General features: G+C 70.3%; 32 protein-coding genes and 1 pseudogene. 12 read left to right on the top strand and 21 right to left on the bottom strand.

The annotated features are described in order from the left end of the window. Window positions 1–13: 13 nt before the first annotated feature. Entirely contained in the window at window positions 14–817 is an 804-nt protein-coding gene (locus tag AB0I71_RS19835) for an S-methyl-5'-thioadenosine phosphorylase (RefSeq protein WP_357586782.1), read from the top strand. 10 nt (window positions 818–827) lie between these two features. Here AB0I71_RS19835 and AB0I71_RS19830 read toward each other — a convergent pair whose 3' ends face one another. The 6 genes from AB0I71_RS19830 to AB0I71_RS19805 all read right to left on the bottom strand — a co-directional run bounded on the left by AB0I71_RS19830 (window position 828) and on the right by AB0I71_RS19805 (window position 6,135). After that, on the bottom strand, window positions 828–1,409 hold the full coding sequence (locus AB0I71_RS19830; RefSeq protein ID WP_357586609.1) for a histidine phosphatase family protein: 582 nt from the start codon (window positions 1,407–1,409) through the stop codon (window positions 828–830). A gap of 55 nt (window positions 1,410–1,464) precedes the next feature. Beyond that, a complete protein-coding gene (locus AB0I71_RS19825; protein ID WP_357586607.1) occupies window positions 1,465–2,439 on the bottom strand; it encodes a nitroreductase in 975 nt (324 codons plus the stop codon). Then, window positions 2,440–3,525 carry a hypothetical protein gene (locus AB0I71_RS19820; RefSeq protein WP_357586605.1) on the bottom strand — a complete coding sequence of 362 codons (1,086 nt, stop codon included), beginning with the start codon at window positions 3,523–3,525 and terminating at the stop codon, window positions 2,440–2,442. It abuts the gene before it with no gap. Continuing rightward, window positions 3,522–3,962 (bottom strand): DUF4188 domain-containing protein, encoded by a 441-nt coding sequence (locus AB0I71_RS19815; protein WP_357586780.1) that lies wholly within the window; start codon window positions 3,960–3,962, stop codon window positions 3,522–3,524. Before AB0I71_RS19815 ends, AB0I71_RS19820 begins: the two co-directional genes overlap by 4 nt. A 2-nt stretch (window positions 3,963–3,964) precedes the next feature. Continuing rightward, window positions 3,965–5,542, bottom strand: coding sequence for a phenylacetate--CoA ligase family protein (locus AB0I71_RS19810; RefSeq protein WP_357586603.1), 1,578 nt, complete (start codon window positions 5,540–5,542; stop codon window positions 3,965–3,967). A gap of 95 nt (window positions 5,543–5,637) precedes the next feature. Then, entirely contained in the window at window positions 5,638–6,135 is a 498-nt protein-coding gene (locus tag AB0I71_RS19805; protein ID WP_357586601.1) for a DinB family protein, read from the bottom strand. Between the two features lie 59 nt (window positions 6,136–6,194). On the opposite strand from AB0I71_RS19805, the gene AB0I71_RS19800 reads away from it, so the two are divergent. Together AB0I71_RS19800 and AB0I71_RS19795 are read left to right on the top strand one after the other, a co-directional pair. Continuing rightward, window positions 6,195–6,626 carry a GNAT family N-acetyltransferase gene (locus tag AB0I71_RS19800; protein WP_357586599.1) on the top strand — a complete coding sequence of 144 codons (432 nt, stop codon included), beginning with the start codon at window positions 6,195–6,197 and terminating at the stop codon, window positions 6,624–6,626. Between the two features lie 109 nt (window positions 6,627–6,735). Next, a complete protein-coding gene (locus AB0I71_RS19795; protein ID WP_204010297.1) occupies window positions 6,736–6,963 on the top strand; it encodes a hypothetical protein in 228 nt (75 codons plus the stop codon). A 100-nt stretch (window positions 6,964–7,063) separates the two neighbouring features. Here the strand turns inward: AB0I71_RS19795 and AB0I71_RS19790 are convergent, their stop codons facing one another. Further along, entirely contained in the window at window positions 7,064–7,423 is a 360-nt protein-coding gene (locus AB0I71_RS19790) for a VOC family protein (protein ID WP_357586597.1), read from the bottom strand. A 107-nt stretch (window positions 7,424–7,530) separates the two neighbouring features. Here AB0I71_RS19790 and AB0I71_RS19785 point away from each other — a divergent pair, with 107 nt between their 5' ends. Next, complete coding sequence (locus AB0I71_RS19785) at window positions 7,531–8,061, top strand: GNAT family N-acetyltransferase (RefSeq protein ID WP_357586595.1); 531 nt, start codon at window positions 7,531–7,533, stop codon at window positions 8,059–8,061. Between the two features lie 187 nt (window positions 8,062–8,248). Here the strand turns inward: AB0I71_RS19785 and AB0I71_RS19780 are convergent, their stop codons facing one another. From AB0I71_RS19780 to AB0I71_RS19760, 5 genes are all read right to left on the bottom strand, one after another. After that, on the bottom strand, window positions 8,249–9,121 hold the full coding sequence (locus tag AB0I71_RS19780) for a phosphotransferase (RefSeq protein WP_357586593.1): 873 nt from the start codon (window positions 9,119–9,121) through the stop codon (window positions 8,249–8,251). Window positions 9,122–9,240: 119 nt separating this feature from the next. Beyond that, window positions 9,241–9,687: an NUDIX domain-containing protein gene (locus tag AB0I71_RS19775; protein WP_357586591.1), complete on the bottom strand. Its 447-nt coding sequence runs from the start codon at window positions 9,685–9,687 to the stop codon at window positions 9,241–9,243. An 8-nt stretch (window positions 9,688–9,695) separates the two neighbouring features. Beyond that, a complete protein-coding gene (locus AB0I71_RS19770; RefSeq protein WP_357586590.1) occupies window positions 9,696–10,142 on the bottom strand; it encodes a hypothetical protein in 447 nt (148 codons plus the stop codon). Between the two features lie 54 nt (window positions 10,143–10,196). Next, window positions 10,197–10,421, bottom strand: a complete 225-nt coding sequence (locus AB0I71_RS19765) for a hypothetical protein (RefSeq protein ID WP_357586588.1) — start codon at window positions 10,419–10,421, stop codon at window positions 10,197–10,199. After that, window positions 10,405–11,019 (bottom strand): helix-turn-helix domain-containing protein, encoded by a 615-nt coding sequence (locus tag AB0I71_RS19760; RefSeq protein ID WP_357586586.1) that lies wholly within the window; start codon window positions 11,017–11,019, stop codon window positions 10,405–10,407. Before AB0I71_RS19760 ends, AB0I71_RS19765 begins: the two co-directional genes overlap by 17 nt. Window positions 11,020–11,154: 135 nt before the next feature. Between AB0I71_RS19760 and AB0I71_RS19755 the strand changes: the two are divergent. The 3 genes and pseudogenes from AB0I71_RS19755 to AB0I71_RS19745 form a co-directional block, all read left to right on the top strand. Continuing rightward, a pseudogene (locus AB0I71_RS19755) lies at window positions 11,155–11,736 on the top strand (NAD(P)-binding oxidoreductase); the annotation flags it as partial. Window positions 11,737–11,739: 3 nt separating this feature from the next. Further along, window positions 11,740–12,537 carry a GDSL-type esterase/lipase family protein gene (locus tag AB0I71_RS19750; protein ID WP_357586584.1) on the top strand — a complete coding sequence of 266 codons (798 nt, stop codon included), beginning with the start codon at window positions 11,740–11,742 and terminating at the stop codon, window positions 12,535–12,537. A 344-nt stretch (window positions 12,538–12,881) separates the two neighbouring features. Next, window positions 12,882–13,298: a hypothetical protein gene (locus AB0I71_RS19745; RefSeq protein ID WP_357586582.1), complete on the top strand. Its 417-nt coding sequence runs from the start codon at window positions 12,882–12,884 to the stop codon at window positions 13,296–13,298. A 157-nt stretch (window positions 13,299–13,455) separates the two neighbouring features. Here the strand turns inward: AB0I71_RS19745 and AB0I71_RS19740 are convergent, their stop codons facing one another. Then, entirely contained in the window at window positions 13,456–14,550 is a 1,095-nt protein-coding gene (locus AB0I71_RS19740; RefSeq protein ID WP_357586580.1) for a winged helix DNA-binding domain-containing protein, read from the bottom strand. A 131-nt stretch (window positions 14,551–14,681) separates the two neighbouring features. Next, window positions 14,682–15,797: a MerR family transcriptional regulator gene (locus AB0I71_RS19735; protein ID WP_357586578.1), complete on the bottom strand. Its 1,116-nt coding sequence runs from the start codon at window positions 15,795–15,797 to the stop codon at window positions 14,682–14,684. 127 nt (window positions 15,798–15,924) lie between these two features. Between AB0I71_RS19735 and AB0I71_RS19730 the strand changes: the two genes are divergently transcribed. Further along, window positions 15,925–16,377, top strand: a complete 453-nt coding sequence (locus tag AB0I71_RS19730; RefSeq protein WP_357586576.1) for a hypothetical protein — start codon at window positions 15,925–15,927, stop codon at window positions 16,375–16,377. 144 nt (window positions 16,378–16,521) lie between these two features. Here AB0I71_RS19730 and AB0I71_RS19725 read toward each other — a convergent pair whose 3' ends face one another. Together AB0I71_RS19725 and AB0I71_RS19720 are read right to left on the bottom strand one after the other, a co-directional pair. Continuing rightward, window positions 16,522–17,277 carry a DinB family protein gene (locus AB0I71_RS19725; RefSeq protein WP_357586574.1) on the bottom strand — a complete coding sequence of 252 codons (756 nt, stop codon included), beginning with the start codon at window positions 17,275–17,277 and terminating at the stop codon, window positions 16,522–16,524. 158 nt (window positions 17,278–17,435) lie between these two features. After that, entirely contained in the window at window positions 17,436–18,449 is a 1,014-nt protein-coding gene (locus tag AB0I71_RS19720; RefSeq protein WP_357586572.1) for a hypothetical protein, read from the bottom strand. A gap of 66 nt (window positions 18,450–18,515) precedes the next feature. On the opposite strand from AB0I71_RS19720, the gene AB0I71_RS19715 reads away from it, so the two are divergent. Then, entirely contained in the window at window positions 18,516–19,097 is a 582-nt protein-coding gene (locus AB0I71_RS19715; RefSeq protein ID WP_357586570.1) for a TetR/AcrR family transcriptional regulator, read from the top strand. Window positions 19,098–19,223: 126 nt separating this feature from the next. Here AB0I71_RS19715 and AB0I71_RS19710 read toward each other — a convergent pair whose 3' ends face one another. Continuing rightward, entirely contained in the window at window positions 19,224–19,613 is a 390-nt protein-coding gene (locus tag AB0I71_RS19710) for a VOC family protein (protein WP_357586568.1), read from the bottom strand. A gap of 105 nt (window positions 19,614–19,718) precedes the next feature. Here AB0I71_RS19710 and AB0I71_RS19705 point away from each other — a divergent pair, with 105 nt between their 5' ends. Beyond that, window positions 19,719–20,237, top strand: coding sequence for a metallophosphoesterase (locus AB0I71_RS19705; protein WP_357586566.1), 519 nt, complete (start codon window positions 19,719–19,721; stop codon window positions 20,235–20,237). Between the two features lie 10 nt (window positions 20,238–20,247). Then, window positions 20,248–20,538, top strand: coding sequence for a DUF427 domain-containing protein (locus AB0I71_RS19700; protein WP_357586564.1), 291 nt, complete (start codon window positions 20,248–20,250; stop codon window positions 20,536–20,538). A gap of 337 nt (window positions 20,539–20,875) precedes the next feature. Here AB0I71_RS19700 and AB0I71_RS19695 read toward each other — a convergent pair whose 3' ends face one another. The 3 genes from AB0I71_RS19695 to AB0I71_RS19685 all read right to left on the bottom strand — a co-directional run bounded on the left by AB0I71_RS19695 (window position 20,876) and on the right by AB0I71_RS19685 (window position 24,734). After that, a complete protein-coding gene (locus tag AB0I71_RS19695; RefSeq protein ID WP_357586562.1) occupies window positions 20,876–22,066 on the bottom strand; it encodes a serine hydrolase domain-containing protein in 1,191 nt (396 codons plus the stop codon). Between the two features lie 202 nt (window positions 22,067–22,268). Then, window positions 22,269–23,759: an NAD(P)/FAD-dependent oxidoreductase gene (locus AB0I71_RS19690; RefSeq protein ID WP_357586560.1), complete on the bottom strand. Its 1,491-nt coding sequence runs from the start codon at window positions 23,757–23,759 to the stop codon at window positions 22,269–22,271. A gap of 261 nt (window positions 23,760–24,020) precedes the next feature. Continuing rightward, window positions 24,021–24,734 carry a GAF and ANTAR domain-containing protein gene (locus AB0I71_RS19685; RefSeq protein ID WP_357586559.1) on the bottom strand — a complete coding sequence of 238 codons (714 nt, stop codon included), beginning with the start codon at window positions 24,732–24,734 and terminating at the stop codon, window positions 24,021–24,023. Window positions 24,735–25,125: 391 nt separating this feature from the next. Between AB0I71_RS19685 and AB0I71_RS19680 the strand changes: the two genes are divergently transcribed. Continuing rightward, complete coding sequence (locus tag AB0I71_RS19680) at window positions 25,126–25,500, top strand: STAS domain-containing protein (protein WP_357586557.1); 375 nt, start codon at window positions 25,126–25,128, stop codon at window positions 25,498–25,500. A gap of 282 nt (window positions 25,501–25,782) precedes the next feature. Here AB0I71_RS19680 and AB0I71_RS19675 read toward each other — a convergent pair whose 3' ends face one another. Further along, complete coding sequence (locus AB0I71_RS19675) at window positions 25,783–26,505, bottom strand: class I SAM-dependent methyltransferase (protein WP_357586555.1); 723 nt, start codon at window positions 26,503–26,505, stop codon at window positions 25,783–25,785. Window positions 26,506–26,555 lie beyond the last annotated feature (50 nt).

Here is a 26,555-nt window from a genome sequence, read left to right as displayed (position 1 = left end):
GGAAAGGTGAATGGTGCCCCCATCTGCGGAACTCGCCGTCATCGGCGGCTCGGGTCTCTATGCGCTGCTCGACGGCGCCAGCGAACACGTGGTCCAGACACCGTACGGCGCAACCTCCGACGCGGTGACGGTCGCCGACGTGGGCGGCCGGACGGTGGCGTTCCTCCCACGGCACGGCCGGGACCACCGGCACCCCGCGCACCGGATCCCCTACCGGGCCAACCTGTGGGCGTTGCGGTCGCTCGGGGTACGCCAGGTGCTCGCACCGTGTGCCGTGGGCGGCCTGCGGCCGGAACTCGGGCCTGGCACGTTCGTGGTACCCGACCAATTGATCGACCGGACCAGCGGCCGGGTTCAGACCTACTACGAGCAGGGGGCGGTGCACCTGTCCTTCGCCGACCCGTACTGTCCCCACGGTCGGCGGGCCCTGCTGGCCGCCGCTGCCGGGCGGTCGATGGACGTGCACGACGGCGGGACCATGGTGGTGGTGGAGGGGCCACGATTCTCCACCCGCGCCGAATCCCGGTGGTACACCGCGATCGGCGGCACGGTCATCAACATGACAGGTCACCCGGAGGCGGTGCTCGCGCGGGAACTGGCCCTCTGCTACAGCTCGATCGCCCTGGTGACCGATCTGGACGCCGGGATGCAGAGCGGTCAGGGAGTGACCCAGCAGGAGGTGTTCCGGGTCTTCGGCGAGAACACCGAGCGGCTGCGTGGGCTGCTGCTCGACGCGATCGCCGCGCTCCCGGCCGAGCGGGACTGCCCCTGTGCGCACAGCCTGGACGGCATCACCCTTCCGTTCGAACTGCCCTGAACAGCGGCGATCAAGTTAATCCGGACACCCCGGGATTGGAGCGCGGGTCGGTGAAGCGAAGTCGGTAGATCGCGGGCATCGGTATCTGCCGCACCGTGGCCCAGCTGACCCGCACGCCGAAGCCGGCCAACGCTCGGGAGATGAAGGTGCCGTGGCTGCCGACGAGAACGACCCGGCCACGATTGTGGCGTACGAGCGTCCGAACGGCATCGACGGCACGGATGCTGAGCTGTTCGAGGCTCTCACCTCCCGGGCGCGCGTAGGACAGGTCCGCCCAGCTCTTGACGTAATGCGACTCCCAGACCTCGGTGAAGGCGAGGCCGTCGTCCCACTCGCGTAGCACTGTCAGGGTGCGTACTGGCAGGCCGAGCGCATCGGCTGTCGGCTGGACGGTCTGGATCGCGCGCCGGTACGGGCTGGACCACACCGCCGCCGGTCGCAGCTCGGTGAGCACCGCCACCAGCTCCTGCGCCTGCCGCAGCCCGCCCGCGGTCAGCGGGCGGGTGAACTCGTCCGGACCGTCGGCGGCCGGGGGGACGGACCGGGCGTGCCGGACCAGCACGATCTCGGTCGGCATCGGGATACGGCTCACCCCCGACCCCACAGGTCGTGGCGGCTCCTGCCGGGTCCATCCATCGACGACGTTGTCACGGCTGTCGGACAGTACCGAGCCGGCGCGCCGAACGGGGTGACGGACGCGTGGGCCGACCCACCCGGGCCACGTGCACCAGCCGCTCCGGTGCGACGTCGAGCAGCGCGCCGAGCCCGGTGCGGGTGGCGGTGACATCGATGAGCTGGCTCAGCGGATGCGCCGCCAGCCCGGCGGTGTGCCAGGCCAACCAGATCCGCAGCAGGACCCTGCCGAACTCGACCTGGCCGGGTTGGTCGAGGTCCGCTGGGGCGACCAGGACCAGCACGGCACCGCCCCGCGCGAGTGGAGCGTCGGTCGCGGCGAGCAACCTCGGCAATCCCAGCGGCCGCAGCAGCGGGTACGCGGCCAGTGCCGCGCGCAGCCCGGCCGCGGCGGGCCGAGACAACCCCAGGCATCGGTCGCTGAGCCCGTCAGCGTGATAGTCCGGATGTGTCGGGTCCAACCGCAACCAGCGGCGCAGCTCGGCGACGACCGCCGGGTCGGCGTACAGCCGCCGGTCGGCGGCGCGCAGCAGGACACCGAGACGGCCAGGTTGCGGCACGGCGCGGACACCGCCGCCGGCCTGCCGGGCGAGCGCGTCCACCGCCGCCAGCGTGTCCGGCGCCGGGCCGCCGACGAAGCGGCCCCGGTGGGTGCGGCGCTCCCACACGTCGGTGGTACGGAAGGGCGTCGGGTAGCGGTGCGGGGCGGGCCGTAGCCGGCCTACCCGGCGGTGCCGCTCGTCGTGATCGGCGACGTACTCCAGCCGCAGGCCGGCGTCGGCGGCGACGATCAGACAGGTTTCGACGAACGCACCGAGTGACAGCCGCAGGTCCCGGCCGGTGGGGTCGGCCACCGGCAGCGTGCGGGTCGCCTCCCAGCCGACGTGGATCGCCTCTGGTTCGTAACGCAGCCGCCACGGCTGGGTGTTGTGCGCGCTCGGAGCCCGCCAGCACAACGGCTCAAGCGCACGGAACGCGGCGAGATCCACCTATCGCTCCTTGGCGTAGAAGGTGTACCCGTGCAGTGGACGACCGCCGAGTCGCCGGTACTGGGCGGCCGACGCCGGGTTGTCCCGCCCGACGTAGGTGCTGCGCAGCGTCGTGTAGCCGGCGATGTGCAGGTTGCGGTGCAGGTGCGCGGAGAGCAGCCGCTGGTAGCCGCGCCCCTGGTACTGCGGAAGCACGCCCTTGACGATGAGCACGGCCTCCCGCCGGTGGTGGTGACGCGCGACCAGCAACCGCAGCTGATTGAGCAGGTTCAGGTCGCCGCGGACCGTGACCAGGAACTCGCTGATGTCCGGTACGCAGAGGACGAACGCCACCGGCTGGCCGTCGCGGGTCAGGTAGAGCAGCAGTGACTCGTCGAGCAGGTACGCCAGCCCGTCGGTCTGCCGCCGCAGTTGCGTGGCGGAGATCGGTGTGTAGTAGCCGAGCTGGGCGAAGGAGGCGTTCAGCATCCCGCGCAGCAGATCGAGCTGCTCGTGGAGCCGCCTGACGTCGCCGTGGTGCAGTTCGAGTCGGGCACCGTCCGGCTCGATGTGGGCCGAGGCCGGCACCGGCCGGGTCGGTGCGGTCACCGGGCAGATCCAGGTGTCCGACTCGAACCGGCGGTGGAATCCGTACGCCTCGTAGGCGGCCACGTAGCGCGGCGGGTTCCAGGCGCTGTCGACGAAGCCCCGCTCGGGGTAGCCGGAAGTGATCACCCCGCCGGCCTGGTTGGGCAGCAGCGCCACCGGGCCGAAGAGCAGGTCCCGGTCGGCGTCGGCCTGCGCGGTGATCGCGTCGAACAGCGGGCGGGCGGCCGGGTCGGTGAACTCGGTGAGCCCGAACAGTTGGCACCGGCGGCCGATCTTGGCGTCGAAGGCCGGGTCGGTGTGCAGGGTGGTGCGGGCGACCACCGTGCCGGCGGCGTCCCGCAGCAGGTACAGCGGTACGCCGTCGCGCCACCATCGCCGGATCTGCTGCCGGGGGAGCGGTACGTGACGCGGCTCGTCGGCGTACAGCCGGTCGGCGAACGCCAGGAACTGCCGTAGGTCACGGCGGCCGGTGACGCGTTCGAACCGGTGGGTGCTCACCGGCGGACCGCCGGCCCGGTCGTCTCCGCGCCAAGCGGGGTGAAGGTCGTGATGTGTCCCATCTCCGGGCCCTCGGCACGCCACGCGCCGTTGGAGTACCCGTCCGGAGCGGCGCTGTAGAGCCGGATGAACCCGGCTGTCGCGTTGCGGGTGCCGTCGGTCAACCAGACCATCAACCGACGGTGATGGCGGGTACGGGCGAAGCGCAGCATCGCGTCGCGGTCGGTGAAGAACGCGATGGTGCCGAGGGTCAACGGGAACTGCCAGTACACAGTGTGCCAGCAGTAGCCGGACATCCGGCGCATGTCGCGGACCATCCGGAACCAGGCCGGTGCCAGCCGCAGCAGCACCAGGGGATTGGCGTAGCGGGTCCCGCCGATGAACATGGCACCGGCGCGGGCCTGAGCGGGAGCGTGGGAGAAGTCCTGGGTACGCATGGTCACCTCACCAGGTAGACATTCTTGATCTTCTGCTGGCCGGCGAACGGGCCGCTGCCGGGTTCGTGCAGCTCCACCCGCAGATCACCGGCGGTCGGGTCCTCCACGAGAGACTGGGCGAAGTCCCGCGAGACCGAGGTGAGGTGCCGGCGTACCCCGCTGCGGCAGGCGGCGGCGAGCGCGTCGCGCTGTGCGGCGGCCAACGGGCGGCGCAGTTCGAGGTGGATCACCGGCCGGGTCTCCAGTGCCGCGTCCTCGACCAACCTCAGGCAGAAACGGTTGATCTCGGCGGCGTACGGGTTGCCGGTGTAGAGGCCGTACTCGACGTCCTGGGGATAGAGGTTGGCCCCCAGGTAGGAGACGGTGGAGTCGCTCCGGCCGAACAGCAGCAGCACCGGCAGGGTCATCCGCTCCACCGACACGGCGGTGCGCAGCTCGGCCCGGCGAACCGGGTCAGCCTGCGCCAGCTCGACGATCCGCCGGTACGGCACGAGCAGCGCCTCGTCACCGACGTTGTAACGCAACCGGGGTTGCAGCACGTCACTGGTGACCGTGCAGACCAGCTCCCGTCGCTCGTTGGTCTCCAGGTAGGTGGTGAACGGGTTGTACTGGAACACCATCGGTAGCCGCTGCTCGTCGGCGCCGAGCAGCGCGGTCCGCAGACCGCGGTCGGTCTGCAACCGCCGCCGCAGCCACACCGTGAACCGGGTCTCCGCGCCGATACCGATGGTCAGGTCCGAAGCCCCGTACGCCGAACGCACAAGCGCGAACCGCTGCTCCAGGTAGTCGCGCAGCGCCTCGGTCATCCCCTCCCCGCCGCAGCTGGCGAAGATCCGGTACCGCGACCAGGGGAAGCCCTCGGCATCGAGCCGGTCGCGCAGGTGCTTGAGGAACGGTGGGTAGGCGGTCACCAGGTAGTCGAAGTCGGGACCGAACTCGCGGAGCGTGTCGACGATCTTCCCGAGGTCCGGGCCGGTGTTCTTCACCACGGCGATGCGGGCCATCGCGGCACCTGTCGTCGTCCCGGTCGCCCAGGCACCCATCGAGTAGGCGTTGATGACGAACGGCCGGCGCATCGGGAACACCAGCCCGGTGTACCCGGCGATGTCGCGGTGCACCGCGCGCAGTTCCCGGTCCCCGCGAGGCCAGTTGAACGGCTGCCCGGAGGAGCCTGCCGACTCGTCGACCACCACCCCACGGGTGGGCAGCCGTCCCCGCCAGCAGCGTGCGGCGGCGTCGTGGGCCGTCACGTAGCCGAGCTTGTCGGTCTCCGGAAAGTCGCCCAACCGGCGGCGGGTGCCGGCGGGGCGGTCGCGCAGGAAAGCCCGGTAGGCCGGTACCTGCCGGGCGGCTCGTACGCAGATCGCCTGTGCGTTCGCAGCAGCCAGCCGGTCCAGAAACGGATGATGCCGCCGCGCCAGCCACCGCCATCCGGCGGGATGGCGGCCGGCGAGCCGGCTCAGCGCGGCGACCAGGCGGCCGAGGACGGCCAGGACAGCCTGCCCGCCGCGCGCGGCCGCGGCAGGCGACGGCGATTCGGCGGTACGCAGAGCGATGTGTCGGTGTGGCAGTTCGGCCATGACGACATCGTGTCCGCGCCGCGGCGTCGACACCTGAGTCCGCGCACGGTCTCCGCTGAGTACCCCTACCCAGCCGAGCCGGGTCGACCCACGGGTTACTCGTTGAGCAGCTGCTCCCGGAGGATGTCGGCGTGCCCACAGTGCTGGGCGAGTTCGCGCAGCACATGCAGATACACCCACCGCAGCGGCAGCGGGCCCCGCCGGTGCCCGGACAGGATGTCGTCCAGCCCCAGCGATGACGTTGCCTGGCGTGATGCCTCGCAGGCCTCGCGGTGCGCGCGCCGGACGGTGGCAATGGTGTCGTCGTCATCGAGGAGGAACGAATCGTGCGACGACTGCGGGATGCCGATCTCGGCGCGCGACCGACCGGTGACGGCTTCGTCGAACCAGACCTTCTCGACGAACGTCGCGTGCTTCACCAGACCCAGCAGCGTGGTCCGGGAGGCCACCAACGAACGGCGTGCCTGTTCCTCTGTCAGCCCGTCCAGGCAGCCGTTGAGCGCCGCACGGTGCTCGTCGAGGAACGACTCGAACTGGGCGTGGGCCGACTGGGCGATGACCTGGTCGGCGAAGGTGGGTGGGAAAGAAGGCATGGGCGCAGCATCCCAGACCGGCACCCAGCAGAGGCCGGATCGCCCTTAGACTCCGTCAGGTGATCGTGCGCAGGGCCGGCGTCGCGGACGTGGCGGCGCTTGCGGAACGACGTGGCATCGACGGAGACAAGCTCCCGGCGTACGCCGACTGGGTGGCCGCCCACGCGCAGACGCACCTGCCGTTCGTCGCCGAGATCGACGGGCAGGTGGTCGGCGTCGCCTGGCTCCACATCGCCCAACGGGTGCCCAGCGCCGAATCGCTGGAGCGCTGGTACGGCGACATCCAGTCGGTCGAGGTCCGCGAGGAGTACCGTGACCGCGGCATCGGTAGCGCGCTGATGGCCGCGATCCTGGCCGAGGCCCGTACGCGTGGGCTGCTGCACGTGACCGTCCACTCCGGCCGCCGCGCGGTCGACTTCTACAGGCGCAACGGTTTCAGCCACCACCGCCAGATCCTGCTCTGGGAACCGGCGCACAGGGCAGCTCCATGACCGTACGCAGCAGTGGCTGCCGCCGCCGGTCGCCCGCTGCGACAGGGGTGGCCCGGCCGGCAGCGGTAATTCGGTCGCGCGTGGTCCTGCCTGCGAGGACGATACGTCGATGCCCGGTGCACCCGAGGGATTCACCTACCGCGTCCGTAAGAACGGGGACGTGGAACTGCTCCACCACGGCCGCCCTGCGGTGGTGCTGCGCGGTGCCGCCGCGGCCCGGTTCCTGATCGACGTCAACACCGAAGATCCTCAGGAGTTGATGGCGCGCGTCACCGGCAACTACAAACACGGCAACGAGCGGACGGCCAAGAAGCATCCCCGCAACCGGCACCGGTAGGGCGACTCAGCGTGACGCGGTGCGTGGGAGTCGCGTGGGCCGGGTGCGCTGCCAGGCTCGGCGGCGTGCCACCCGTCGACACCACCGTGGCGGCCCGCCGTCAGACGTCGGCTTCGAGGGCGAAGGTGTTGCCGTCCGGATCCTGGAACCAGGCGATGCGTCCACCGCCGGCCCGAGCGGTGATTCCCCTGGCGTCGTGCGCCAACTGGTCGTACCGGACGATCTCGACGCCGGACGAGACGAGCTCGTCGACGATCTGGTCAATGTCGTCGACGTACCAGGTCGCCAGTGTCGCCTGGCTCTTTCCGGCAGTGACCGACTGGTAGACATTCAGCGCCGGCCTGCCACCGCAACCGTAAACGCGGCTGCCGTCGGCGATGTGGGCGCTGGGGCCGGACTGCAGTGCCTGAAGGCCGAGCTTGCCCTCGTAGAACGCGACCGCCCGTTGTATGTCGGACACCGCGATCGACGTTCTGAGGTCATGCGTGCTCAACGGCATGAACCACTGTCGCACAGAACCGGGTGACCTGTGCTGCGATGGTTCTCGGTGCTGGCTACCTTGGGGGCATGCGCACCATCGCCAGCGACCGCCTCCTGCTGCGCCCCTGGCGCGATGAGGACGCCGATTTCCTGCTGGATCTCGAGTCGCGCTGGGAGGTCGTGCGGTTCCTGGGCGCGCAGCCCACGATGATGAACAACCGTGCGGACGCCCTCGCCTCGATCGCACGCCGCCGCGCCATAGACGATCCGGTCCACGGGATCTGGGCCATCACCACGGCAGCGGACGGCCGGCTGGTGGGCAACCTTCTGCTCAAGCCGATTCCCCTGTCGGCCGGGGAACCGGCCGGCGCACCGACCGATGTCGAGATCGGCTGGCACCTGCACCCGGACGCCTGGGGGCACGGCTACGCCACCGAAGCAGCGGCGGCGACCCTCGACGACGCCTTCAGCCGGGGCCTGACAAAGGTCATCGCGGTCACGGATCCGGACAACCGTGCCTCCCAGGCCGTCTGCCGACGGCTGGGCATGACGCACGTCGGCCCGACAATGAGGTTCTACGACACGCCGAACGAGCTCTTCGAAAAGTCGGCCAGCTGATCGGCGAAGACCGCCACATTCGTCCGGACGGCACCTGGACCGGTTCGGCGGGACGCTGCGGAGCGCGCCTCGCGGCTAATCAGTCCGCCGACGCTGCCACGCACTGACAACGTCCCGCGCGTCGCTGTCACGAGTGGGCGCGACGCTGTTGCAGCCAGCGGGTCGCGGCGGTGGCGAGCCGCAACTTCTACTCGGCGATGGCTTCCAGCCCGATGGGCATCGGCGCCAGCGCGCCCGCCATCAGGAAGCCGGTGTGCGCTGCGAGGATCGCATCGAAGGAAGCCGGCGAACAGTTCAGCGCCGGCAGGACCGGGAGGAGGTACGGCTCGGGATCGACGCCGTCGGCAGCCACACCGGTCAGCAGCGCCACGAGATCGATGACGGGGGCACCGAGCCGGGCGTGCGGCCAATCGACGAAGACCACGCGGTCGTCGCCCACCAGGACATTGTGTGGGTACAGGTCACAATGCACGAGCGAGTCGCCCTGTGCCGCCCGCAACCCCTCCCGTTCGAGCGCGGTCAGCCGGCCGAGGGGGTGCGGCGCCCACGCCGAGACGGTGCGCAGCCGGGCACTGGTGGGCTGGTCGAGCGCGAGGCCAGCCCAGCCCCCGAGTCGCGGATGATCGCGGGGAAGCTCGATCGGTGACGGCGTGGCCGCCTGAGCGAAGTCGACCGCCTGCGCGACGACGCGGCGGATCTGCGGTGCCGTCCACGGCTTCCCCGGAGCGACGCCGTCCACCTGCTCGAAGGCCAGAATCACCCACCGGCCGTCGTCGCACACGTCCAGCAGTCGTGGCACGGGCAGGCCAGCCGGTAGCCGCCCAGCCACATCCGCCTCGGCGCGGTGATGTGACGCCTCAATCGGCCAGTGATGTGCGTCGACCGCCTTGACGAAGGCCCGGTGGCCGCCGTGCAGGGTGAGTCGGGAGGCGAAGCCGGGCGAGAAGCCACCAGCACAGCTCTCGGCGTACGCCACGGCACCACCCAGCAAGCCCTCGATACTCCCTCGAACCGACGCCGGCAGTTCGGCCCAGCGGGGCCGCTTCTTACTCGCGAACATCGGCGTACTCCTCAGCGGTGGGTGGGTAGGCGCGCCGAGATCGGCGAGGTGGCGCGGATGGCCCTCAACGATCCGGACGCTGTGGGGTGGCTGTGACTCGCCGGATGTGGACCTGCGCCTCACCAGCCACGCAACAGCAGACTTTCGCCTCGGGCGGTAGCTGCCAGCGCCTCTGCCACATAATCGGCGAGGTCCGGTGGCAGCGATGATGCTGTCGCCCAGCACAGCTCGCTGCATTTGCCAGGCTCCGCGATGAACGGCTCGCCCATCCAGCGATCTACCGTGAAGAACAGGTGGAAGTACTCACGATCACCGGCGTGCTCGGGTGCGGAGTGCATGAGCAGCGTAAGGCGGCAACCGCGGGGATCGGCCTCGACCCCGAGTTCCTCACGTAGCTCCCGCACGAGGCCGGTGACCGCATCCTCGCCGCCGTCGAGGTGTCCGGCCGGCAGGCTGAGCTGACCGTCCCGGTAGCCGGTCGCCGCACGGCGGATCAGCAGCACCCGACCTCGGTCACGGAGAATGCCGTACACGGCGGCGGCGACACGGAAAGGCTCAGCGGGCACACCCGACCCTACGTCGAACCGGCAGTCGTGGGTGTGCTGCCCCGATGGTGGCCCTTCAAGCGCCGAGGCGCCGCACGACGCCGTGCAGCAGGTCGATCTCGATGAGGTCGGGGAAGCGTAGGGCCGTCCAGAACCGGGCCGGGTCGGGGCCGAGGAGATGCCTGCTGGCCAGCCAGATCGTTGAGGGTGTCCGACCACTGGTGGGGGCGGCGCACCTCGACCAGCCCGGTGTCGGTGCTGACGGTGGTATGCCCGGCGATCTCCTGAACGGTCTGCACGGCCTTCGGCTCGCTGCTGGCCACGTAGTAGGCGGGCCCGATCACGAGTGGTCGCAGAGCGCGGGCGGCGGCCCGGCCGTCCGGGCCGAGCAGCCAACGCTCGGCCGGCACCGTTGGCTCGACCACCGGCATCGCGTGCCGTACCAGCATCAGCCGGGCTCCGTCGACCACCGTCACCGGGTCAACGTAGCCGTGTCGCAGAGCCACACCGGCGTCCGGCCGACCGACAGGTCACGTGTTCGCCCGACCGATCAGCGCCTGTCTGAGCGCGTCGAGTATTCCTCGGCTGAAGTGGCTTTCCGCGTCCGGCGTCACGATGGTCACCAGCGACAGACCGGCGGTCACCAATGTCGCCGGGTACGGCTCAAAGCCCAGACCCGTCCTCTGGTACGGATTCTCGTTGAGTTGGATCTCGACAGCCGGCTGGCTGAGGACCGTGTCATACCCCGTGATCATCTGCGCTCCGGTAGGCGGACAGTGGCAGGAGTGGGCGGACAACGGCCCGAGCCAACGCCTCGGCGGACGCGCGCGGGGCGGCGGTGGCGGCCGGTCCTTCGGAGTAGTAACGCAGGAACGCCGCGTGGAAGCATGCGCCGATCAGCAGGGATGCGATCGCGTCCGGGTCCGCGTCGGGGCTGATGCGGCCGATGGTCTGCTCGGCCCGGAGGTAGGTGGCGAAGGTGGCGGCTGCCTTGTCGGGGCCACCGCCGTGCCGGCTCATCGCCACCCGGTGTGCTGCCATTCGCTTCGGGTCGGCGAGGAGCGCGCCCAACATGGGTATCGACTGCTGGTAGAAGTCCAGGGCCGCGTGCGCGAGTTCGGCGAGGTTGTCCTCGACCTCGCCGACGCCTGGTCGGATCGAGAGCCGGGCCGGGCCGGGCAGCCTCTCCTTGAGGACGGCGAGCAGCAGTTGCTCCTTGTCGTCGAAGTACTTGTAGAGCGTGGGCTCCGAGAGCTTCGCCGCCTGCGCGATCTCCTTCGTCGTGGCCAGCGCAACTCCGCGGGTCCGCAGGATCTCCTCAGCCGCGTCGAGGATCCGCTCCCGGGTGCTCATGTCGCCTCGTTTCACAGGGTTGACAGGTTAGTGATTACTAACCCATTATCGGGGTTAGTAATCACTAACCCCTTGGAGGGCAGCATGCGCCTCACCGTCTTCGGCGCCACCGGCGGCACTTGACGACATGTCACGCTCCAGGCGCTCGCTGCCGGCCACCACGTCACCGCCGTCGTGCGCGACCCGGCGCGGCTGCCACAGATCGACCACCCCGGACTCGATCCGATGCTCGCCGATGTCATGAACCCCGAGGCGATCCGGCCAGCCGTGGCCCGCCAGGACGCGATCGTGTCGGCGCTGGGCCCAAGGGCCAGAACGGATGCCTCGGTGTGTGCCGACGGCGCTTCCGCGATCATCACTGCGATGCGCGCAGAGGGCATCCGGCGCCTGATCGTCGTGACCGCGAGCGGACACGTCGTTGACGCCGGGGACGGCCCGTTCACCCGAGCCGTGGTCAAGCCGATGCTGCGGCGCCACCTCCGCAAGGAATTCGCCGACTTCGCCCGCACCGAGCAGGCCGTCCGCGACAGTGACCTCGACTGGACGATCATGCGGCCACCCCGCCTCACCGACGGCAGACACCGTCCCTACCGCACCGCCACCGACCGCAACGTCCGCGGCGGCTTCACCGTGGCCCGCGTCGATCTCGCTCACGCCATCCTCGCCGCACTGGGCGACCCCACCACCATCGGCCACACCATCTCGCTGGGGTACTGAAAGATGAAGAAGCGGCTCATCATCGCCGCATGCCTGCTGCTCGTCGGCGTCCTCGGCGCCGCAGGCACCGTCGGATACCTCGCGTTCGGCCGCCCGGCCGCCAACCCACCAACCGAAGCCTGCGCCGACGGCCGCAAGCCGGGCGCGCTCCCCGCCGTCGTCGCCGCCGGCTCCAGTTCGACCCAGGGCAGGCTCGGCGCCGACTGGGTGGGTGCGCTTCGTGAACGGCTCGAAGACCGTGGATACGAGTTCGTCAACGCCGGCGTCAACGGCAACACCAGCGCCGACCTGCGCCAGCGGGTCGACACCGACATCATCGCCTGCCGCCCCGCCGCCGTCATGATCCTGATCGGCGGCAACGACGTGCGCGACGACGTGCCGCTGGATCAGTTCCGGGACAACCTCGGCGCGATCGTCGACCAGGTCAGGTCCCGCACCACCGCCCGGATCGCGCTGCTGTCTCTGCCGCCGCTCGGCGAGGACCTCGACGCCGAACTCAACCAGAAGGTCAGTTTGTACAACACCGTGATACAGCAGACCGCGACCCGCTTTCAGGCCGATTACCTGCCCGTACACGAGCAGCTGGCCGACATCATCCGGCAGCGCGTCGGCGACCCCGCACCCTACGACTTCAGTTTCCCGCTGGCCTTCGGTGCGGCGACCCAGCACTACCTGTTCGGTCGAAGCTGGGATCAGGTCGCCCGTGACGGCGGACGCGAACTGCACGTCGACCACATTCACCTCAACGACCGGGGCGGCGCGGTCATCACCGAACTCGCCGCGCAGTGGCTGGCCAGCTAGTACTGCAACGGCGGCGTCGCCGACAGTGGCCGGTTCGGGCTTGGCGTCGGCGTCGCCGCCGGCATCGGCACCGTCGGGCCACCGCGAAACTCTGTGTCACGCCGGAACCTTTTCCCGCTACTTGTCGTCTTGGCTGACAGGTCACCCCTGAGGCTCGGTCGAGAAGAGGCGGACGTGGACGCTCGTGCTTCTGACTTTGACGCGTTCGTCCGGACCAGATCCGGGTCCGACGCGCCGCCGCCACCTCCGTCGCCGTACTCGCGGTCGCGGCCGCCGCACTGGGCACCGCTGTCACCGTCGGCACCGACAGCCCATCGGTGCCTCCAGGGGGCGAGCCCGGACCGTTGCCGACGGCGCTGCCGACCGAACAGCAGGCAGTCGAGCCGAGCCTGGGCCGGGGTCCCTTCAGGCCGGCCACCATCACGGTTCCCACCTGGGGCGCGGCTGCGGACGCCACCTGCGCCAAGGGGCGGATGCCCGGCAAGGACGGCCAGTACCTTCGCGATGCGGGCGAGGACTGGAACGGTTGCGCGGTACGTCCGGACTCCACCCTGACGGCGCTGGTGTGCACCGTTGCCGGACCGCAGGCACAGTCGCGTACCACTGTGCCGTTCACCTTCGTGGCCGCCGACAAGCCGGTACCGGTCGACGATCCCATTGGCCTCGGCAATCACCACATGCAGGTCTCGCAGGTGCCGCCGTTCGATGGGCAGGTCACCATCAACGATTCGGAGACCGTCATCGCGACCACAGTGCCCTGATCCGCAGGCAAACCCCGAGCGGCGCCGACCGGTGCCACCGACCAACTGCCCGAGAACCGCAGCGTCCACCGGTTGCTGGAGCCGAGGCCGGACGCGGCCGGCCTCGACGACGCCGGGCGGCGAGGTCTCCCATGCAGCTACGACGTCCACCCTGGGGTCAGGCGTCGGTGATCGAGACGCGGTTGGGGTGCCGGGGCTCGGGCTGGAACATGGTGAGCAGGCTCTCGCCCTCGGCGATGACGGTGTCGCGCTCGTCCGCCGTGAGCGCGCGCAGCGGCGTGATCCGCAGCGTCGCCGTGCCGTCGTCGACGGTGACCGCCCAGGTGCCCGAGACCCGACCGTCGACCAGCAGGAAGCGCGCACCGGTGACGCTCAGTCCGCGATGCTCGGCGTCGATGACGCGGCTGCGGTCGTTGTAGCCGAGCACCGCGTTGTCGAACGCCGGCAGGAAGCGCGGCGGCGCCGGGGTCTGCGGGTCGGGCAGCGCGCCGTCGGGCACGTCGAGCAACTCGCGGCCGCGCTCGTCGCGGAACGTCCGCAACGAGTGTCGCAACCGTTGAACGGACTCCCGCAGCCCGGTCAACCCGGACCAGGCGCGGATGTCAGCGGTGGCTGCCGGGCCGTAGGCGGCGAGGTAACGCAGGACCAGCGCGTCGACCGTGGCTGGCGACTCCGGCTCCAACGGGCGGCCCAGCCACACCTCGATCGTGGTGTTGTACGCGGCGGCGCGCTCGCCCCAGACACCACGGGGTGGCACCTGCACCAGCGGCACGAGCGTGCTGAGCGCGTCGCCCAACGTGCGCGCCTGAACAGCCGGCCAACGGTCGGCGACTGCGCGGGCGGCCTCGGTCAGCATGCGCGGCCGCTCCTCGAACAGCGGTCTGCCAGCTTTCGCCAGCTCGTCGAGGTCGACGCCGGGCAGCGCCCGGCGCAGCGTCGACCACATGCGTGAGACAAGCATCGCCTGGTGCGCCGGTCGCAGCGCGACGCAGTCGCCAGCGGTCACCAGGTGCAGGGTGCGGCGCATCAGGAGGGTGCGGACCGCCTGGCGGCTCAGCAGCAGCTCGGCCAACGCCGACGGCTGGAAGCCGGCCAGCCGGCTCCACAGCCCGACGTACGGCTCCAGGGGCTCCTGCGCCTGCAACCCCACCAGGTGCTCAAGGGCGTCGGCGACCGGCATGGCGTGCCGCTGGAGCAGGAGCTGACGGGCCAGCAACGCCCGGTTGAGGGCTCGGCGGTCCAGCACACTCATGTCGATGACGCTATCGCCCACCCCGGACATCTTTCCCAGCCAACGTTACGCCCGCGACCGGTCCGCGGTATGTGTGACAGGCACAGCCGCGACGCATCACGTCTGCCGGCGTGGCGGATGAGGCACGGTGTTCAGGCCACGAGCAGGCGGAGACCGAGCTCCGCCGTGTCGAGGGCGACGAGATCGCGGTTGCGCTCGGCCCACCGACCTGAGGACAGGTCTTCCCGAAGTCTGCTGACTGCACGCTGCTCGGCCTGCGGTCCGACCCTGGTCCACACCGACACCGCGCGGCGTACCTGTTCGTCCAGGTACGCCTCAGGCCGGCGCCAGTACGCCTCGAAGAAGCCGTCAACACAGTCCCACGGCACGAGCACCGGCTCGGCGCGTGCTCCGATCGCACCGGCCAGGTCGGCCAGGGACGGCCATCCGACGAGCAGATCTGCGAACTCGGGCAGGTAGTCGCGGGTGAGCCAGAATCGCTGACGCCAGCCGGTGTCATCGGCGTCGTAGGTGAACACCACCACGCGGCGGGCCACCCGCCGCATCTCACGCAGCCCGGCGACCGGGTCCGGCCAGTGGTGCACGGTGCTGACCGCCATCGCGGCGTCGAAGGACTGGTCCTCGAACGGCAGACTCTCCGCAGCCGCGGCCACGCACGGTGCCGCATCCGGGAGCCGCTGCGCCCGCATGACCGCCGACGGCTCCACCGCCGTGACGTCGCGGTCGGGCGGTTCGTACGAGCCGGTGCCGGCCCCGACGTTCAACACCGTTCGGGCGTCACCCAGGGCCTCCCAGATGCGCGCGGCGATCCGTGGCTCGGTGCGCCGCGTCGCGGGGTAGGCGGATCCGATCGCGTCGTACAACTGCGTCCCGAACACTCTCAGCTGCTCCTCCGGCGGTGTCCTGATACCCATCGCTCGTGCCTCCAGTTCCCGGTCGATGGCCGTCACCATGGCCGCAGCGCGGTCGCGCTGGTCCATCAGCAGGCCCCGCAGCCGGCACAGGTGCGCGACCGCGTCGGTGGTCGGATCGTCGACCAGATCCGCGATCTCCCGTAACCCGAAGCCGAGCCGCCGGTAGGCGAGTACCTCCCGGAGCCGTTCCACATCGTCCGCCGAGTAGGCCCGGTGCCCGGCCGTGGTCCGCGTGGACGGCTCGAGGAGACCGATCTCGTCGTAGTGGTGCAGTGTGCGGACGCTGACGCCGGCCAACTCCGCCACACGACCCACGGTCAGGTGCTCCGCCATGGCACCGACTATTGCTCCTCACGCCGCGTGAGGAGCAAGGCTTTCGCCGCCGGGGCATGATCGAACGGCACCCCGCCCGACGATTCTCCACGTACCGCCCTGTTGGCCGTCCACCTACGCTTGTCGCATGGAGGCTCGGAAGGTCAGCGTCTGGCGGAACCGTTACGACGTGACGGACCGAGGACGAGAGATCACGGTCTGGGACCGCTCGATGTGGCGCAGCGGTGGCGAGTTCGAGCTGGACGGGCGGCGTTTCCAGGTCCGATCCAACGTCTGGGGCACCAGGTACACAATGGTCGACGACGCGGGAACGCCTGTCGCCTCGGCCGACCGGGTGGGCCGCAGGCGATGGACCGTCGAGGCGTCCGGGCAGACCTACCATTTCCGGCGTAGGTCGGTCTGGGGCAGCGAGGAGGAACTGATCCTCGGCGACACGCGGGTGGGTTCGGTACGCAAGACCAGCTTCTGGCGCGGCGACGTCGCCATCGAGCTGCCGGGACTCGCGACAGAGCTGCAGCTCTTCGTGTTCGGCGTGGTCATCAGCATGTGGGATGCCCAGGCCGCGGCGGGAGCGAGTTGAGACCTCCCACGAGCCGGTACGGCGCGGCGGTCGCATCCGTGCACAACTCCACTATCGGAACGAAGATTCACGCCAAGCCCGGAGTAGCCAACTGAAGGTCGCCCGACCGGTCAGCGCTCCTGCTCGGCTGGCGCCTTGCCCGGTTCAGGTACCGGCCTCGAGTACGGCGAGGTCGCGTATCGCGTAACGGTGATGCTCGGCCTCTTCCTTGAGCACCACCTTGAGGCAGTGGCGCACGAGGTACTCCCGGTCTGGATACGGGTCCGCCGGCTTGCGACCACACACCCGATCGAGCTCGGCCTCGGTGAGCCCGTCGACGACACGCCGCATCGTGGCCATGCGAGCGAGCCGCGGCGCGAGTACCTCGTCGAGCGTCGGGGTGGCTTCGAGGGTGAGCCCGAGCTTCGCCGTTTCGTCGGGCGGCATCCCGCCGTGCGGAAGGCCCAACGGGTGATACGGCGCATCCTCCTCGAGCACGGCATTACCAAGCCAGGCATCGCTGGCCATCAGCAGGTGCCGTTGGGTCTCGACGAACGACCACTCGCCGTTGACCTGCTCGTGCAGCTTGGCCTCGGGCAGGAGCCTGGCGCGGTCGAGCGTCGCCTCCCACTGCGTCTCGATGGCATCCCAAGCAGCCCGGTAGTCGACGGAGGAAGCGGCGTCCCGCGCCAGCACCCGCGTGGGATGCTGCCGGTCGAGCTCGGCCTCGACGTAGGCCGTCACGTCGACGTCGTTGACAACCAGACGCTCGAACGCGCCACTGACGTAGATGTCGCCCCCATAGCAGTCCACGATCTTCAGACCGCTGACCTCGCAATCGCGAATCTCAAGGCCGGCAAGGTCGCACAGGTGGATGCGGGCACCATGGAGTTGGTCGCTCCGGACGTACTCGGCAGGCATCGGAACAGTTTCCCGCATCCGTCCCGGCCTGCGCCAGTCACCCGCCGCGCCACTGCGGTGTTCCGGCGCCGCTACCCGGACAGCGAGATCCAGTTCACCGCACCCCGCCTGCCACGTGCCTGCTCAAGAGCCCTTGATCACCCACTGCTCGCCGCGCGTCATGAGGAAGCCGTGGTCTGCGCGCGGATACGGCCGTACTCGGCCAGGGCGTGGAAGGCGGCCTTCGGCGTCCACGAGCCGTCCGGCAGGACCCGCACGATCCCACGCGCGGCGAGGTCGTAGTCCTGCGCCGGGTCGCCGGTGGTGGGTAGATGCCGGTTCGCGAACGTGTACACGAAGGCCGCCTCCACACCGCCACGCTCGTAGTCGTGTAGCAGGTCCAGCAGGTAGCGGGCCTGGCCCTGCTCGTCACGTACCAGTTCGGCGGTGAGTTTCGCGGCCCGGCCCCGCTCGTCGTACGTCACCGGCTCCGCCGCGCCGGCGACGTCGGCCGCGCCGCGGAAGGTGCAGCAGCCGAACTCGGTCGCCGCGTAGGGCTTGCCCTGCCCGACCGCCGCAGCCAGGGTCTGTGGGAAGGTGGTGGCGTTGGTGGCGTCCCGGTAGCCGGCGTCGCTGGCGATGATGTCGAAGGGTGCCCAGTCGACGTCCTCCAGTGGGAGCGAGGCGTAACCGACGGGGCCGCCGAACCGTTCCCGCACCGCAGGCACCACCTCGGCGAGGAACTGGCGTACCGCGGCGCGTGCGGCCGGGACCGCCTCGCGCATCCGCATCGGATCGGCGAACAGCGCCATCCGCTCAACCAGGTCACGGCCGGGCAGGAAACCGTCGGTGACCAGGGAGATCTCGGATCCCGTGAGATACACGACCGAGGCCCCGTCGCGGCGCAGCCGCTCGGCCCGCTCAGCCCCGTCGAGCAGGAACGCCCTCAGCTCGCCGCGGTCGAGGCCGTTGGTGAATGGGCAGTACCACACCTCGAGTCCCGCCTCGGCGGCGAACCGCGCGGCCAACTCCAGTCGATCCTGGACACCGCCGGTGATGCGCACCGCGTCGCAGTGCAACTCCTCGCGGATGACCCGCAGGTCACGCCGCACGGTCTCGGCGTCGAACGGCTCGTGGGTGGTGGAACCGGCGCTCACGAAGCCGGTGTCGTAGTTCATGCCGAAAACACGCACGGGAGCCCTCCTCAGATTAGGGTACGGTGCGTACCGTATAGGGTACGTCTAGTACCCTGCAAGCCCATGGGTGCGAGACGCCGGGGTGAGGAACTGGAACGGGCGATCCTGCACGCGGCGGCGGAGGAACTGCGCGAGTCCGGCTACCCGGGCATGACCATGGACCGGGTAGCCGCCCGGGCCGGAACCAACAAGAACGCCATCTACCGTCGGTGGCCGCATCGGGCGGCGCTGGGGATCGCGGCGTACCGCCACCTCTCCGACGCCACGATGCCGAACCCTGACACGGGCACCCTGCGGGGCGACGCGCTGGAGATGCTGCGGCAGGCGAACGCGACGTGGTCCTCGCCGCACGGGGCGGTCCTCCGCAGCCTGCTGGCCGCGGCGGCGGACGACCCGGCGCTGCTCGACCTCGTGCGCGAACGATCCGGCGCGGACACCATGGACCGGGCCTGGTTGACCATGCTCGAACGCGCGGTCGCCCGCGGTGAGGCGCCGCCGACGGCCGTGCACCCGCGCGTCGCGGCCACGCCGATGATGCTGCTGAGAGCCGAGTACGCGATGCGCGGCATTCCCTCGGTCCCCGACGACGTCCTGATCGAGATCGTCGAGGAGGTCTTCCTGCCGCTCGTACGTGGTCGCGGTTGAAACCGACCCCGCACCCGACGCCCGCCGGCGACGAGCCCGCGTGACCCGGCCCCCGCGACGCCGGCCGCCGACGGAGCGCAGACCGGAATGGGAGGCCGCGGCGCTCGACGGGGGAGTGCGCCACCGTCAGGTGCCGAGGAGGTCCCACCGGTTTCCGGCGATGTCGAGGAAGACCGCGACCCGACCGTAGGGCTCGGTCCGGGGCCCTCGCACGAAGGTCACACCGGCCTGCACCATCCGGTGGTAGGCGCCGTCGAAGTCGTCGACGCGGAGAAAGAACCCTACTCGGCCGGCCACCTGGTTGCCGACGGCCGCACGCTGGTGTTCGCCATCGGCCCGAGCGAGCAGAATTCCGGTCTGGGCGCCCGGCGGTCGGACAACGACCCACCGCTTGGGCCGCCCGTCATTTGTCGTCGACGGGTGGTCCTCGACGAGGTCGAAGCCGAGCACGTCGACGAAGAACGCGACCGCCGGGTCGTACTCGTCGACGATCAGGGCAACCAGGTCGATCCGCACCACGACAGGGTACGAGGACCAGACGGCGGATCGTGCGACTGGACGCGGCGGTGTTCGGTGGCCTCACGCGGCTGATCCGAGCCGGGGCGGGGCTACGCTGACCGGGTGCGGTTGGTCATCATGGCAGACACCCATCTGCCCAAGCGTGCCCGTGACCTGCCGTCCGGGCTGTGGGCTGCCGTCGACGCCGCCGACCTTGTCATCCATGCCGGCGACTGGGTCAGCGCGGCCCTGCTCGACGACCTGGAGCGGCGCAGCGCCCGACTGATCGGCGTCTACGGCAACAACGACGGTCCCGACCTGCGTGCCCGACTGCCGGAGATCGCCCGCGTCGACGTCGCCGGACTGCGCATCGCGGTGGTGCACGAGACCGGGCCGGCCAGCGGCCGGGAGCGGCGGTGCGCGGCTCGCTTCCCTGGCTGCGACCTGCTCGTCTTCGGGCACTCCCACATCCCCTGGGACAGCGAGGCACCGGGTGGTCTGCGGTTGCTCAACCCCGGCTCGCCGACCGACAGGCGTCGCCAGCCGTGCGGGACGTACCTCACCGCCGACCTGACCGACGGTCGGCTCGACGCCGTCAACCTGCACGAGGTGCCGCAGTCCGCCGCAGGTGGGCCGGCATAGGCTGGGGAGCATGCCGAAAGCGATCTGGAACGACCTGGTCATCGCCGAGAGTGCGGACACCGTGGTGGTCGAGGGCAACCACTACTTTCCCCGCGCCACGCTCCGCGACGACCTGCTGAGGGAGTCCGACACCCACACGGTCTGCCCGTGGAAGGGCACCGCGTCGTACTACACCCTGGAGCACGATGGGCAGACCAGTGTGGACGCGGTCTGGTACTACCCGCAGCCGCTGCCCGAGGCCGAGATGATCCGCGACCGGGTCGCGTTCTGGAAGGACGTCACGGTCGTCGGGGAGGACTGACGCCGGGTCATGCTCCTACGGCTACGCGGCGGTCGCGACGGCGGCAGGGCGCAGTTGTCGCCCGTTCGACGACCGGACGGCACTCGCCGCGATGTCACCCCGCCAGGCCGCGCTCGAAGGCGATCAGCCGCTGTACGAACCAGGAAGGCAACGTCCAGCTGATCGGATCCTCGATGCACACCCCCGCACACTTCGAACTCCTGATGGACCTGGCTCGGCGGGGGAGATCGCACCGGTCATCTCGGCGACCTTTCCACTGCACCAGGCCGCTCGCGCCAGGCGGAACTCGCTCACCGACGCCACGTTGGAAAGATCGTCCTGGTTCCGTAGGGTGCTGTCAGTCGTCGATCGCCTGATAGACGGCTGTCCAGACGTCGTGCCACATCGGCAGCCGCTGGTCACCCGCGTGCGCCCGTTGCATGACGACGATCGCCACCAGGTCCTCGGCAGGGTCGTTGTACCAGGCCGTGCCGTAGTAGCCGGGCCACCCGTAGCTGCCGACCGAGGGGCCGAGGTGTGTGCGGCGGGTGCGGACGGACAGCCCGAAACCCCAACCCATGGTGTCGAAGTATCCGGGCCAGAACCCGGAGACCGCCTTCTGCGCCGAGGTCAGGTGGTCGCTGGTCATCAGAGTCACCGACGGCCGCGAGAGCACCCGCTCGCCGCGGTGCGCACCGCCCGCGAGCAGCGCCGAGGCGAAGGCGAGGAAATCGTCGGCGGTCGAGACGAGCCCGCCGCCACCTGATTCGAACGCCGGTGGCCGGCTCCACCACCCGTCGGGGGCGTCGTCGACGACCGGCTCACCGGTGGTCGCGTTGTCGCGCTCGTACGCCGTGGCGAACCGGCCCGTGCTCGCGTCGCCCACGCTGAAGGCGGTGTCCTTCATCCCGAGCGGGTCACAGATTCGCTCGCGCAGGGCAGCACCGAACGACCCCCCGGTGGCGCGGGCGATGAGCACGCCCGTCACGTCGGCGGCGGTGTCATACATCCAGCGCTCACCGGGCTGGTGGACGAGCGGAAGTGTGCCGAGTCGGCGGATCCACCGGTCCGGCGGCGGCTTGCCGAGCGCGTTCAGCGCATCGGCGATCGGAACCGTTCCCGGCTCGGCAGGAACCATGCCGGTGCCGAGGGTGTAGGTCAACAGGTCCCGCAACGTGATGGGACGGCTCGCCGCGACAGTCTCGTCCAACGGCCCGGCGGGATCGGCGAGCACCGTCATCTCCGCCAACTCCGGGAGGAGGTCGTCGACCGGGTCGTCGAGGCGAAGAGTGCCGTCCTCGACGAGGGTCATCGCGCACGCGGCGACGATCGGCTTGCTCATCGAGCCCAGCCGACAGATCGTGTCGACCCCCATCGGCGTCGTCGACCCCGCGCCCTCGAAAGCCAGGTTGCCGGTTGCCTCGATGTGCACCTGGCCGTGTCGGGCGAGGACGGCCACCACTCCCGGGACGAAGCCGGAGTCGACGTGCCGGTCGAGCACTTCTCGCAGCCGAGCCAGCCGCGTCGACGAGAAGCCACCAGTAGCCACCCGTCTCCTCCCATCCGGTCTGCCCGCCGGCCACCTCTGCTGCGCGACGAGGCGTGTTCGCGGAGATGCTGCGGAACGGACCTCGTCGGATCAGTACGGCTGACCGACGGTATCGAACCGGTACGACAGATTGACGCCCGCACCCGCTGCGCGGATGCCAGCTCGGGCATCCTGCCGACGGTTCGTGCCGGTGGCGCGAGGGTCAACCGGTGGCCGGCCCGGGTGCCCCATGTCGGGCCGCCTCGGGACCCGGTACCGCTCCGGCCGGCCGCTGGTGCGGCGGGACGACCGCTGCGGGGTCTGCTGGTTCGCTCCGGTTGCCGGCGGCTCCGGGAACCAGCCGGTCGGCCGCTCCGGTGACCTCTTGCAACGCGGCGCGCGCCAGCACCTGCTGGAGGGTCACGGTGCGCTCGGAGCGGCCCCGCCCGATGAAACTGACGGCCCAGTGCAGCACGGCGGTGACCCGGTTCTTGAAGCCGACCAGGTACAGCAGGTGCACCGCGAGCCAGAGCAGCCACCCGGTGAAGCCGGACAGCCGCAGCCGGCCCACGGTGGCCACCGCCGAGAAGCGCGAGATGGTGGCCATGCTCCCCTTGTCTCGGTACCGGAACGGCTGTCGCGTCGGCTCGCCGCGTAGCCGCCGGATGATCTGCCGGGCCGCGTGCTGGCCACCCTGAATCGCCACCTGGGCGACGCCCGGCAGTCGGTCAAGCGCCATCAGGTCACCGACGACGAACACCTCCGGGTACCCGGGGAGGGTGCAGTCCGGCTCGACCATTACCCGGCCGGCCCGGTCGGTCTCGGCGCCGGCGGCGGCCGCCAGGCGGGCCCCGAGCGGGGATCCCGACACCCCGGCCGCCCAGATCTTCGTCATGCATCCGATTCGACTTCGTTCACCGTCGCTGTCGACCAGATCGATGCCGGCGTCGTCGACGCCCACCACTGTGGTGCCCAACGCCACCTCGATGCCGAGACGGCGCAACTGCCGCAGTGCCTTGGCGGACAACTGCTCGCCGAACGTGCCGAGGACCGAATCAGCCGCGTCCAACAGCACGATGCGCGCCTTGCGCGGGTCGATCCGCCGGAACTCGCCCGGCAGGGTGCGGTGAGCCAACTCGGCGATCTGCCCGGCCATCTCCACGCCGGTCGGTCCGGCACCGACCACCACGAACGTCATCCACCGCTCGACCGCCGCCGGGTCGGTTTCCAGCTCGGCCAGCTCGAACGCCCCGAAGATGCGTCCGCGCAGTTCGAGTGCGTCGTCGATGCTCTTCATACCGGGCGCGTGCTCGGCGAACTCGTCGTGCCCGAAGTACGACTGCGCTGCGCCGGCCGCGACGATGAGGCTGTCGTATTCCGTCGTGAACGTGGTCAGCGGCGCGTTCGCGGTGACGGTGCGGCGTTCCAGGTCGATGTCGGTGACCTCGCCGAGCAGGACCTCGACGTTGCGCTGGCGGCGCAGGATCTCCCGGGTCGCCGGCGCCACCTCGCCGGGCGAGAGGATGCCGGTGGCGACCTGGTACAGCAGTGGTTGGAACAGGTGGTGGGTGGTACGCGCGACAATCGTCACGTCCACCGGCGCGCGGCGTAGTGCCTTCGCCGCGAACAGACCGCCGAAACCGGAGCCGACGATCACCACCCGGTGCCGTCGTTCACCGATGTCCGCGCCGTTCACGGTCCTGCTGTCCTTCACTGCGCCCTCCGTCCCGCTCGATCCGCGCCCCTCGGTGCCGCCCTGTCGCCCGCAAGCCGTTCCCGGCCATGAGTGCCGGTCATTGTTCCTGGTTACCGGTGCGGCGGTCGCGAAACACGAACTCCAGAGTCCGTGTCGAAGTCCTCGGCCGGGCCGAGGCGGCGTCCGGCTGGGCCCGCCGCCTCGACAAGCGACGTCGACCCGGACCTTAGCCGCCGCGTCGGGTGATCTGCCTGACGACGGCGTACGCACCCGGAGCGGTCAGCTGCGCGGGCTGTCGGCCGCGCGGGCGACGAGAGCGGCCGCGACGTCACGGACCTTGCGGTTGGTGTCCTGGGAGATCTTCGACAGCAGCGCGAACGCCTCCTCGGGCGAGCAGCGCCGTTCGCCCATGATGATCCCCTTGGCCTGCTCGATCACCGCCCGGCCGCGCATCGCCTCCTGCATCTGTTCCGCCAGGCTGGCGGCGTTGTCGTACAGGTGGGCGTTGGCCAGGGCGACGGCGGCGTACGCCGCGAAGCGCTCGGCGAGGTTGACCGCCTCCGCGTCGAATGCGTGCGCCCGTTCGGCGTAGACGTTGAGAGCACCGACCACTGCCTCCTGGATCGGCAGGCCGATCGACAGGGAGCTGCCGACACCTCGATCCCGGGCGTACCGCGCCCAGCCCGGCCAACGCGGCTCGGCTGCCGTGTCCGGCACGCTCACCGAGCCACCGCTGGGCGAGGAATCCAGGCAGGGGCCGAACCCGTTCCGGTACTGCCAGTCGTCCAGATCCTTCGCCAGATCGCTGGTGGACGCCAGGGTGCGCGCGTTCCCGGCCCGGACCAGCGTCACTGAGACGTCGCGGCTTCCGGGCACGGTCCGGCTGGCCAGCTGCGAGACCCGTTGCAGCATGTCCTCGACACTTGTCTCGTCGAGGCGGATCCGTCCCAGTTCGGTGAAGGCGGCCTCGGGGACCTGTGACGCCTCGTCCATGGCTGTCTCCTCGTCCTTCGTGTGCCCTTGCCCCTCGGATCGGTCAACAAGAACGGGGAAGCGGGGCCGTTGCCAGCCCCGAAGGGCCGACGTTGGGGGAACTAGCCCTGAGCCCGTACCCGAAGCCTGGCGGAGCCACACCGGCACTTCGGGAGGAATGTGGCACCAGATCCGGCCTGCTTGAGCGCAGCAGGGCGCAGCGGCGGCCGACCCGGGGCAAGCGATGAGCGCGTCGTCGAAGGCACGGTTAAGATGACCGAGGGTCAAGACATGCGCCCGAGCCCTACCCTGCCCTGGTACGCCCAGGCAGGGTCTGCCGACCCTCACGAAGGGCGCCATGTCGACAAATGAGCACGTGCGTAACCCGTCTGCCAGCCCCACCAGGCCCATCATGTCGTTGCAACTTGTCACCAGCGGTGCGGACAGGCTGATCACCGTCACCGGCGAGATCGACATGAGCAACGCCCACCTGATCGTCGAACTCGCCGAACTCGCCCTCCGCGACCGGCTCACCCGACTCGTCCTCGACCTTTCGGGGGTCACCTTCTTCAGTGCCCACGGGATCGCGGCCCTGCTCCACGTGCGCGAGGCTGCCGTCAACCGTGCCATCCCGCTGCTGCTCGCCGACCCGGCACCGTGCGTCACCTGCCTCGCCGCGCTGGCGGGTGTCCTGTCCGAGTTCACCCTGGAAGCCGGACAGCCGCAGCCGCTGACCGCCAGGCAGCAGGTCAGGGAGCCGGTGTCGCTGGCGCCGTCGACGTTGTAGAGGGCGAACCGTGCGGTGCCCCACGACCACCACGGCCGTCCGCCGCCCGTCGTCCGCCCGTGGCATGGTCAGCTCTCCGGCGGTACGGCGGAAGCCGGGGGAATTCGTCGGCCGACCGGTGCTGGGCGGCGGTGAACCACAGCATGCTGACCAGCTCGATGCCGAGCCCGGCGAGTGCGTACGCGGCGACGACCGCGGGTGCGTGAGCCGCCCGACATGGCGCAACGCCCGGTCCGGACCCGTCACCGCTGCCGCTGCCTGCCGGGTCGGTGCACCCGCACATCAGGCTCGGCGGATGGCCCGGACGACGTTCATTGGTCCGATCTCACCGGCCAGTCCGGCCTCGGTCAACTCAGTGAGCAGGACCTCGGGTGAGAGGACGTGCCAGTGGTAGGCGGCGTGCTCCTCCCGCAGGACGGTGCCGTCGGTGTCCAGTGTCCGGTAGCGCATCCGCCAGGTCACCGCGTCCGGGCCGGACGGCTCGGCGGACCCGCCACCTTCGTAGCTGTGGCGGCCCATCGGGACCGCGCCGAAGACGGTGAACGGCACCGATGTCGGCTCCGCGGGGGGCTGCAGGTTCAGCGCCAGCGGCGCGCCGGGAGCGAGATGTCCGGCCACCCGCCGCAGGAACGTCCGGCGTCCGTCCGGGTCGAGGTGGCCGATCATGTTCATCGCCAGTACGGCACCGAGGCTGTCGGGCAGCTCGACATCGAGTGCGTGGCCGGCCACCACGGTGACCCGTTGCCGCAGTGCCGGATCTGCGGCCACGCGGGACAGCAGCACCGCCCGTAGCACCGCTGACGGCTCCACGGCGATCAGGTCGGCATCCGGGACGGCCGCGGCGAGCACCTCGGTTCCCAGGCCACTGCCAGCGCCAACGTCGAGCAGCACCGCGTCACCGACCGCGCCGCGCAGCGCCTCGGCCACCGGCGTACGCAGAGCCTGCCAGGCCGGCTCACTGAGCAGGTGCAGGTACTCCCCGGAGATCTCGTACTCGTCGCCCATCCCGGACATCCTACAGAAATGAAAACCAGTACCGGTAAGGTGTGACGCGA

Source organism: Micromonospora sp. NPDC049891 (assembly GCF_040660295.1).
Classification (GTDB): domain Bacteria; phylum Actinomycetota; class Actinomycetes; order Mycobacteriales; family Micromonosporaceae; genus Micromonospora.
Note: the sequence above shows the minus strand (reverse complement) of the source record. Positions and strands in the feature narration are given on the sequence as shown.

Bases quoted from the DNA above. Each gene is read 5' to 3' on its own strand.
- AB0I71_RS19765 (WP_357586588.1), bottom strand. From the start codon at position 10,421: ATGATCACGGGGTATGACACGGTCCTCAGCCAGCCGGCTGTCGAGATC.
- AB0I71_RS19715 (WP_357586570.1), top strand. From the start codon at position 18,516: ATGGGTGCGAGACGCCGGGGTGAGGAACTGGAACGGGCGATCCTGCAC.
- AB0I71_RS19680 (WP_357586557.1), top strand. From the start codon at position 25,126: ATGTCGTTGCAACTTGTCACCAGCGGTGCGGACAGGCTGATCACCGTC.
- AB0I71_RS19685 (WP_357586559.1), bottom strand. From the start codon at position 24,734: ATGGACGAGGCGTCACAGGTCCCCGAGGCCGCCTTCACCGAACTGGGA.
- AB0I71_RS19780 (WP_357586593.1), bottom strand. From the start codon at position 9,121: ATGTTCGCGAGTAAGAAGCGGCCCCGCTGGGCCGAACTGCCGGCGTCG.
- AB0I71_RS19805 (WP_357586601.1), bottom strand. From the start codon at position 6,135: ATGCCTTCTTTCCCACCCACCTTCGCCGACCAGGTCATCGCCCAGTCG.
- AB0I71_RS19810 (WP_357586603.1), bottom strand. From the start codon at position 5,542: ATGGCCGAACTGCCACACCGACACATCGCTCTGCGTACCGCCGAATCG.
- AB0I71_RS19795 (WP_204010297.1), top strand. From the start codon at position 6,736: ATGCCCGGTGCACCCGAGGGATTCACCTACCGCGTCCGTAAGAACGGG.
- AB0I71_RS19785 (WP_357586595.1), top strand. From the start codon at position 7,531: ATGCGCACCATCGCCAGCGACCGCCTCCTGCTGCGCCCCTGGCGCGAT.
- AB0I71_RS19730 (WP_357586576.1), top strand. From the start codon at position 15,925: ATGGAGGCTCGGAAGGTCAGCGTCTGGCGGAACCGTTACGACGTGACG.
- AB0I71_RS19725 (WP_357586574.1), bottom strand. From the start codon at position 17,277: ATGCCTGCCGAGTACGTCCGGAGCGACCAACTCCATGGTGCCCGCATC.
- AB0I71_RS19815 (WP_357586780.1), bottom strand. From the start codon at position 3,962: ATGCGTACCCAGGACTTCTCCCACGCTCCCGCTCAGGCCCGCGCCGGT.
- AB0I71_RS19760 (WP_357586586.1), bottom strand. From the start codon at position 11,019: ATGAGCACCCGGGAGCGGATCCTCGACGCGGCTGAGGAGATCCTGCGG.
- AB0I71_RS19675 (WP_357586555.1), bottom strand. From the start codon at position 26,505: ATGGGCGACGAGTACGAGATCTCCGGGGAGTACCTGCACCTGCTCAGT.
- AB0I71_RS19735 (WP_357586578.1), bottom strand. From the start codon at position 15,797: ATGGCGGAGCACCTGACCGTGGGTCGTGTGGCGGAGTTGGCCGGCGTC.
- AB0I71_RS19700 (WP_357586564.1), top strand. From the start codon at position 20,248: ATGCCGAAAGCGATCTGGAACGACCTGGTCATCGCCGAGAGTGCGGAC.
- AB0I71_RS19740 (WP_357586580.1), bottom strand. From the start codon at position 14,550: ATGAGTGTGCTGGACCGCCGAGCCCTCAACCGGGCGTTGCTGGCCCGT.
- AB0I71_RS19750 (WP_357586584.1), top strand. From the start codon at position 11,740: ATGAAGAAGCGGCTCATCATCGCCGCATGCCTGCTGCTCGTCGGCGTC.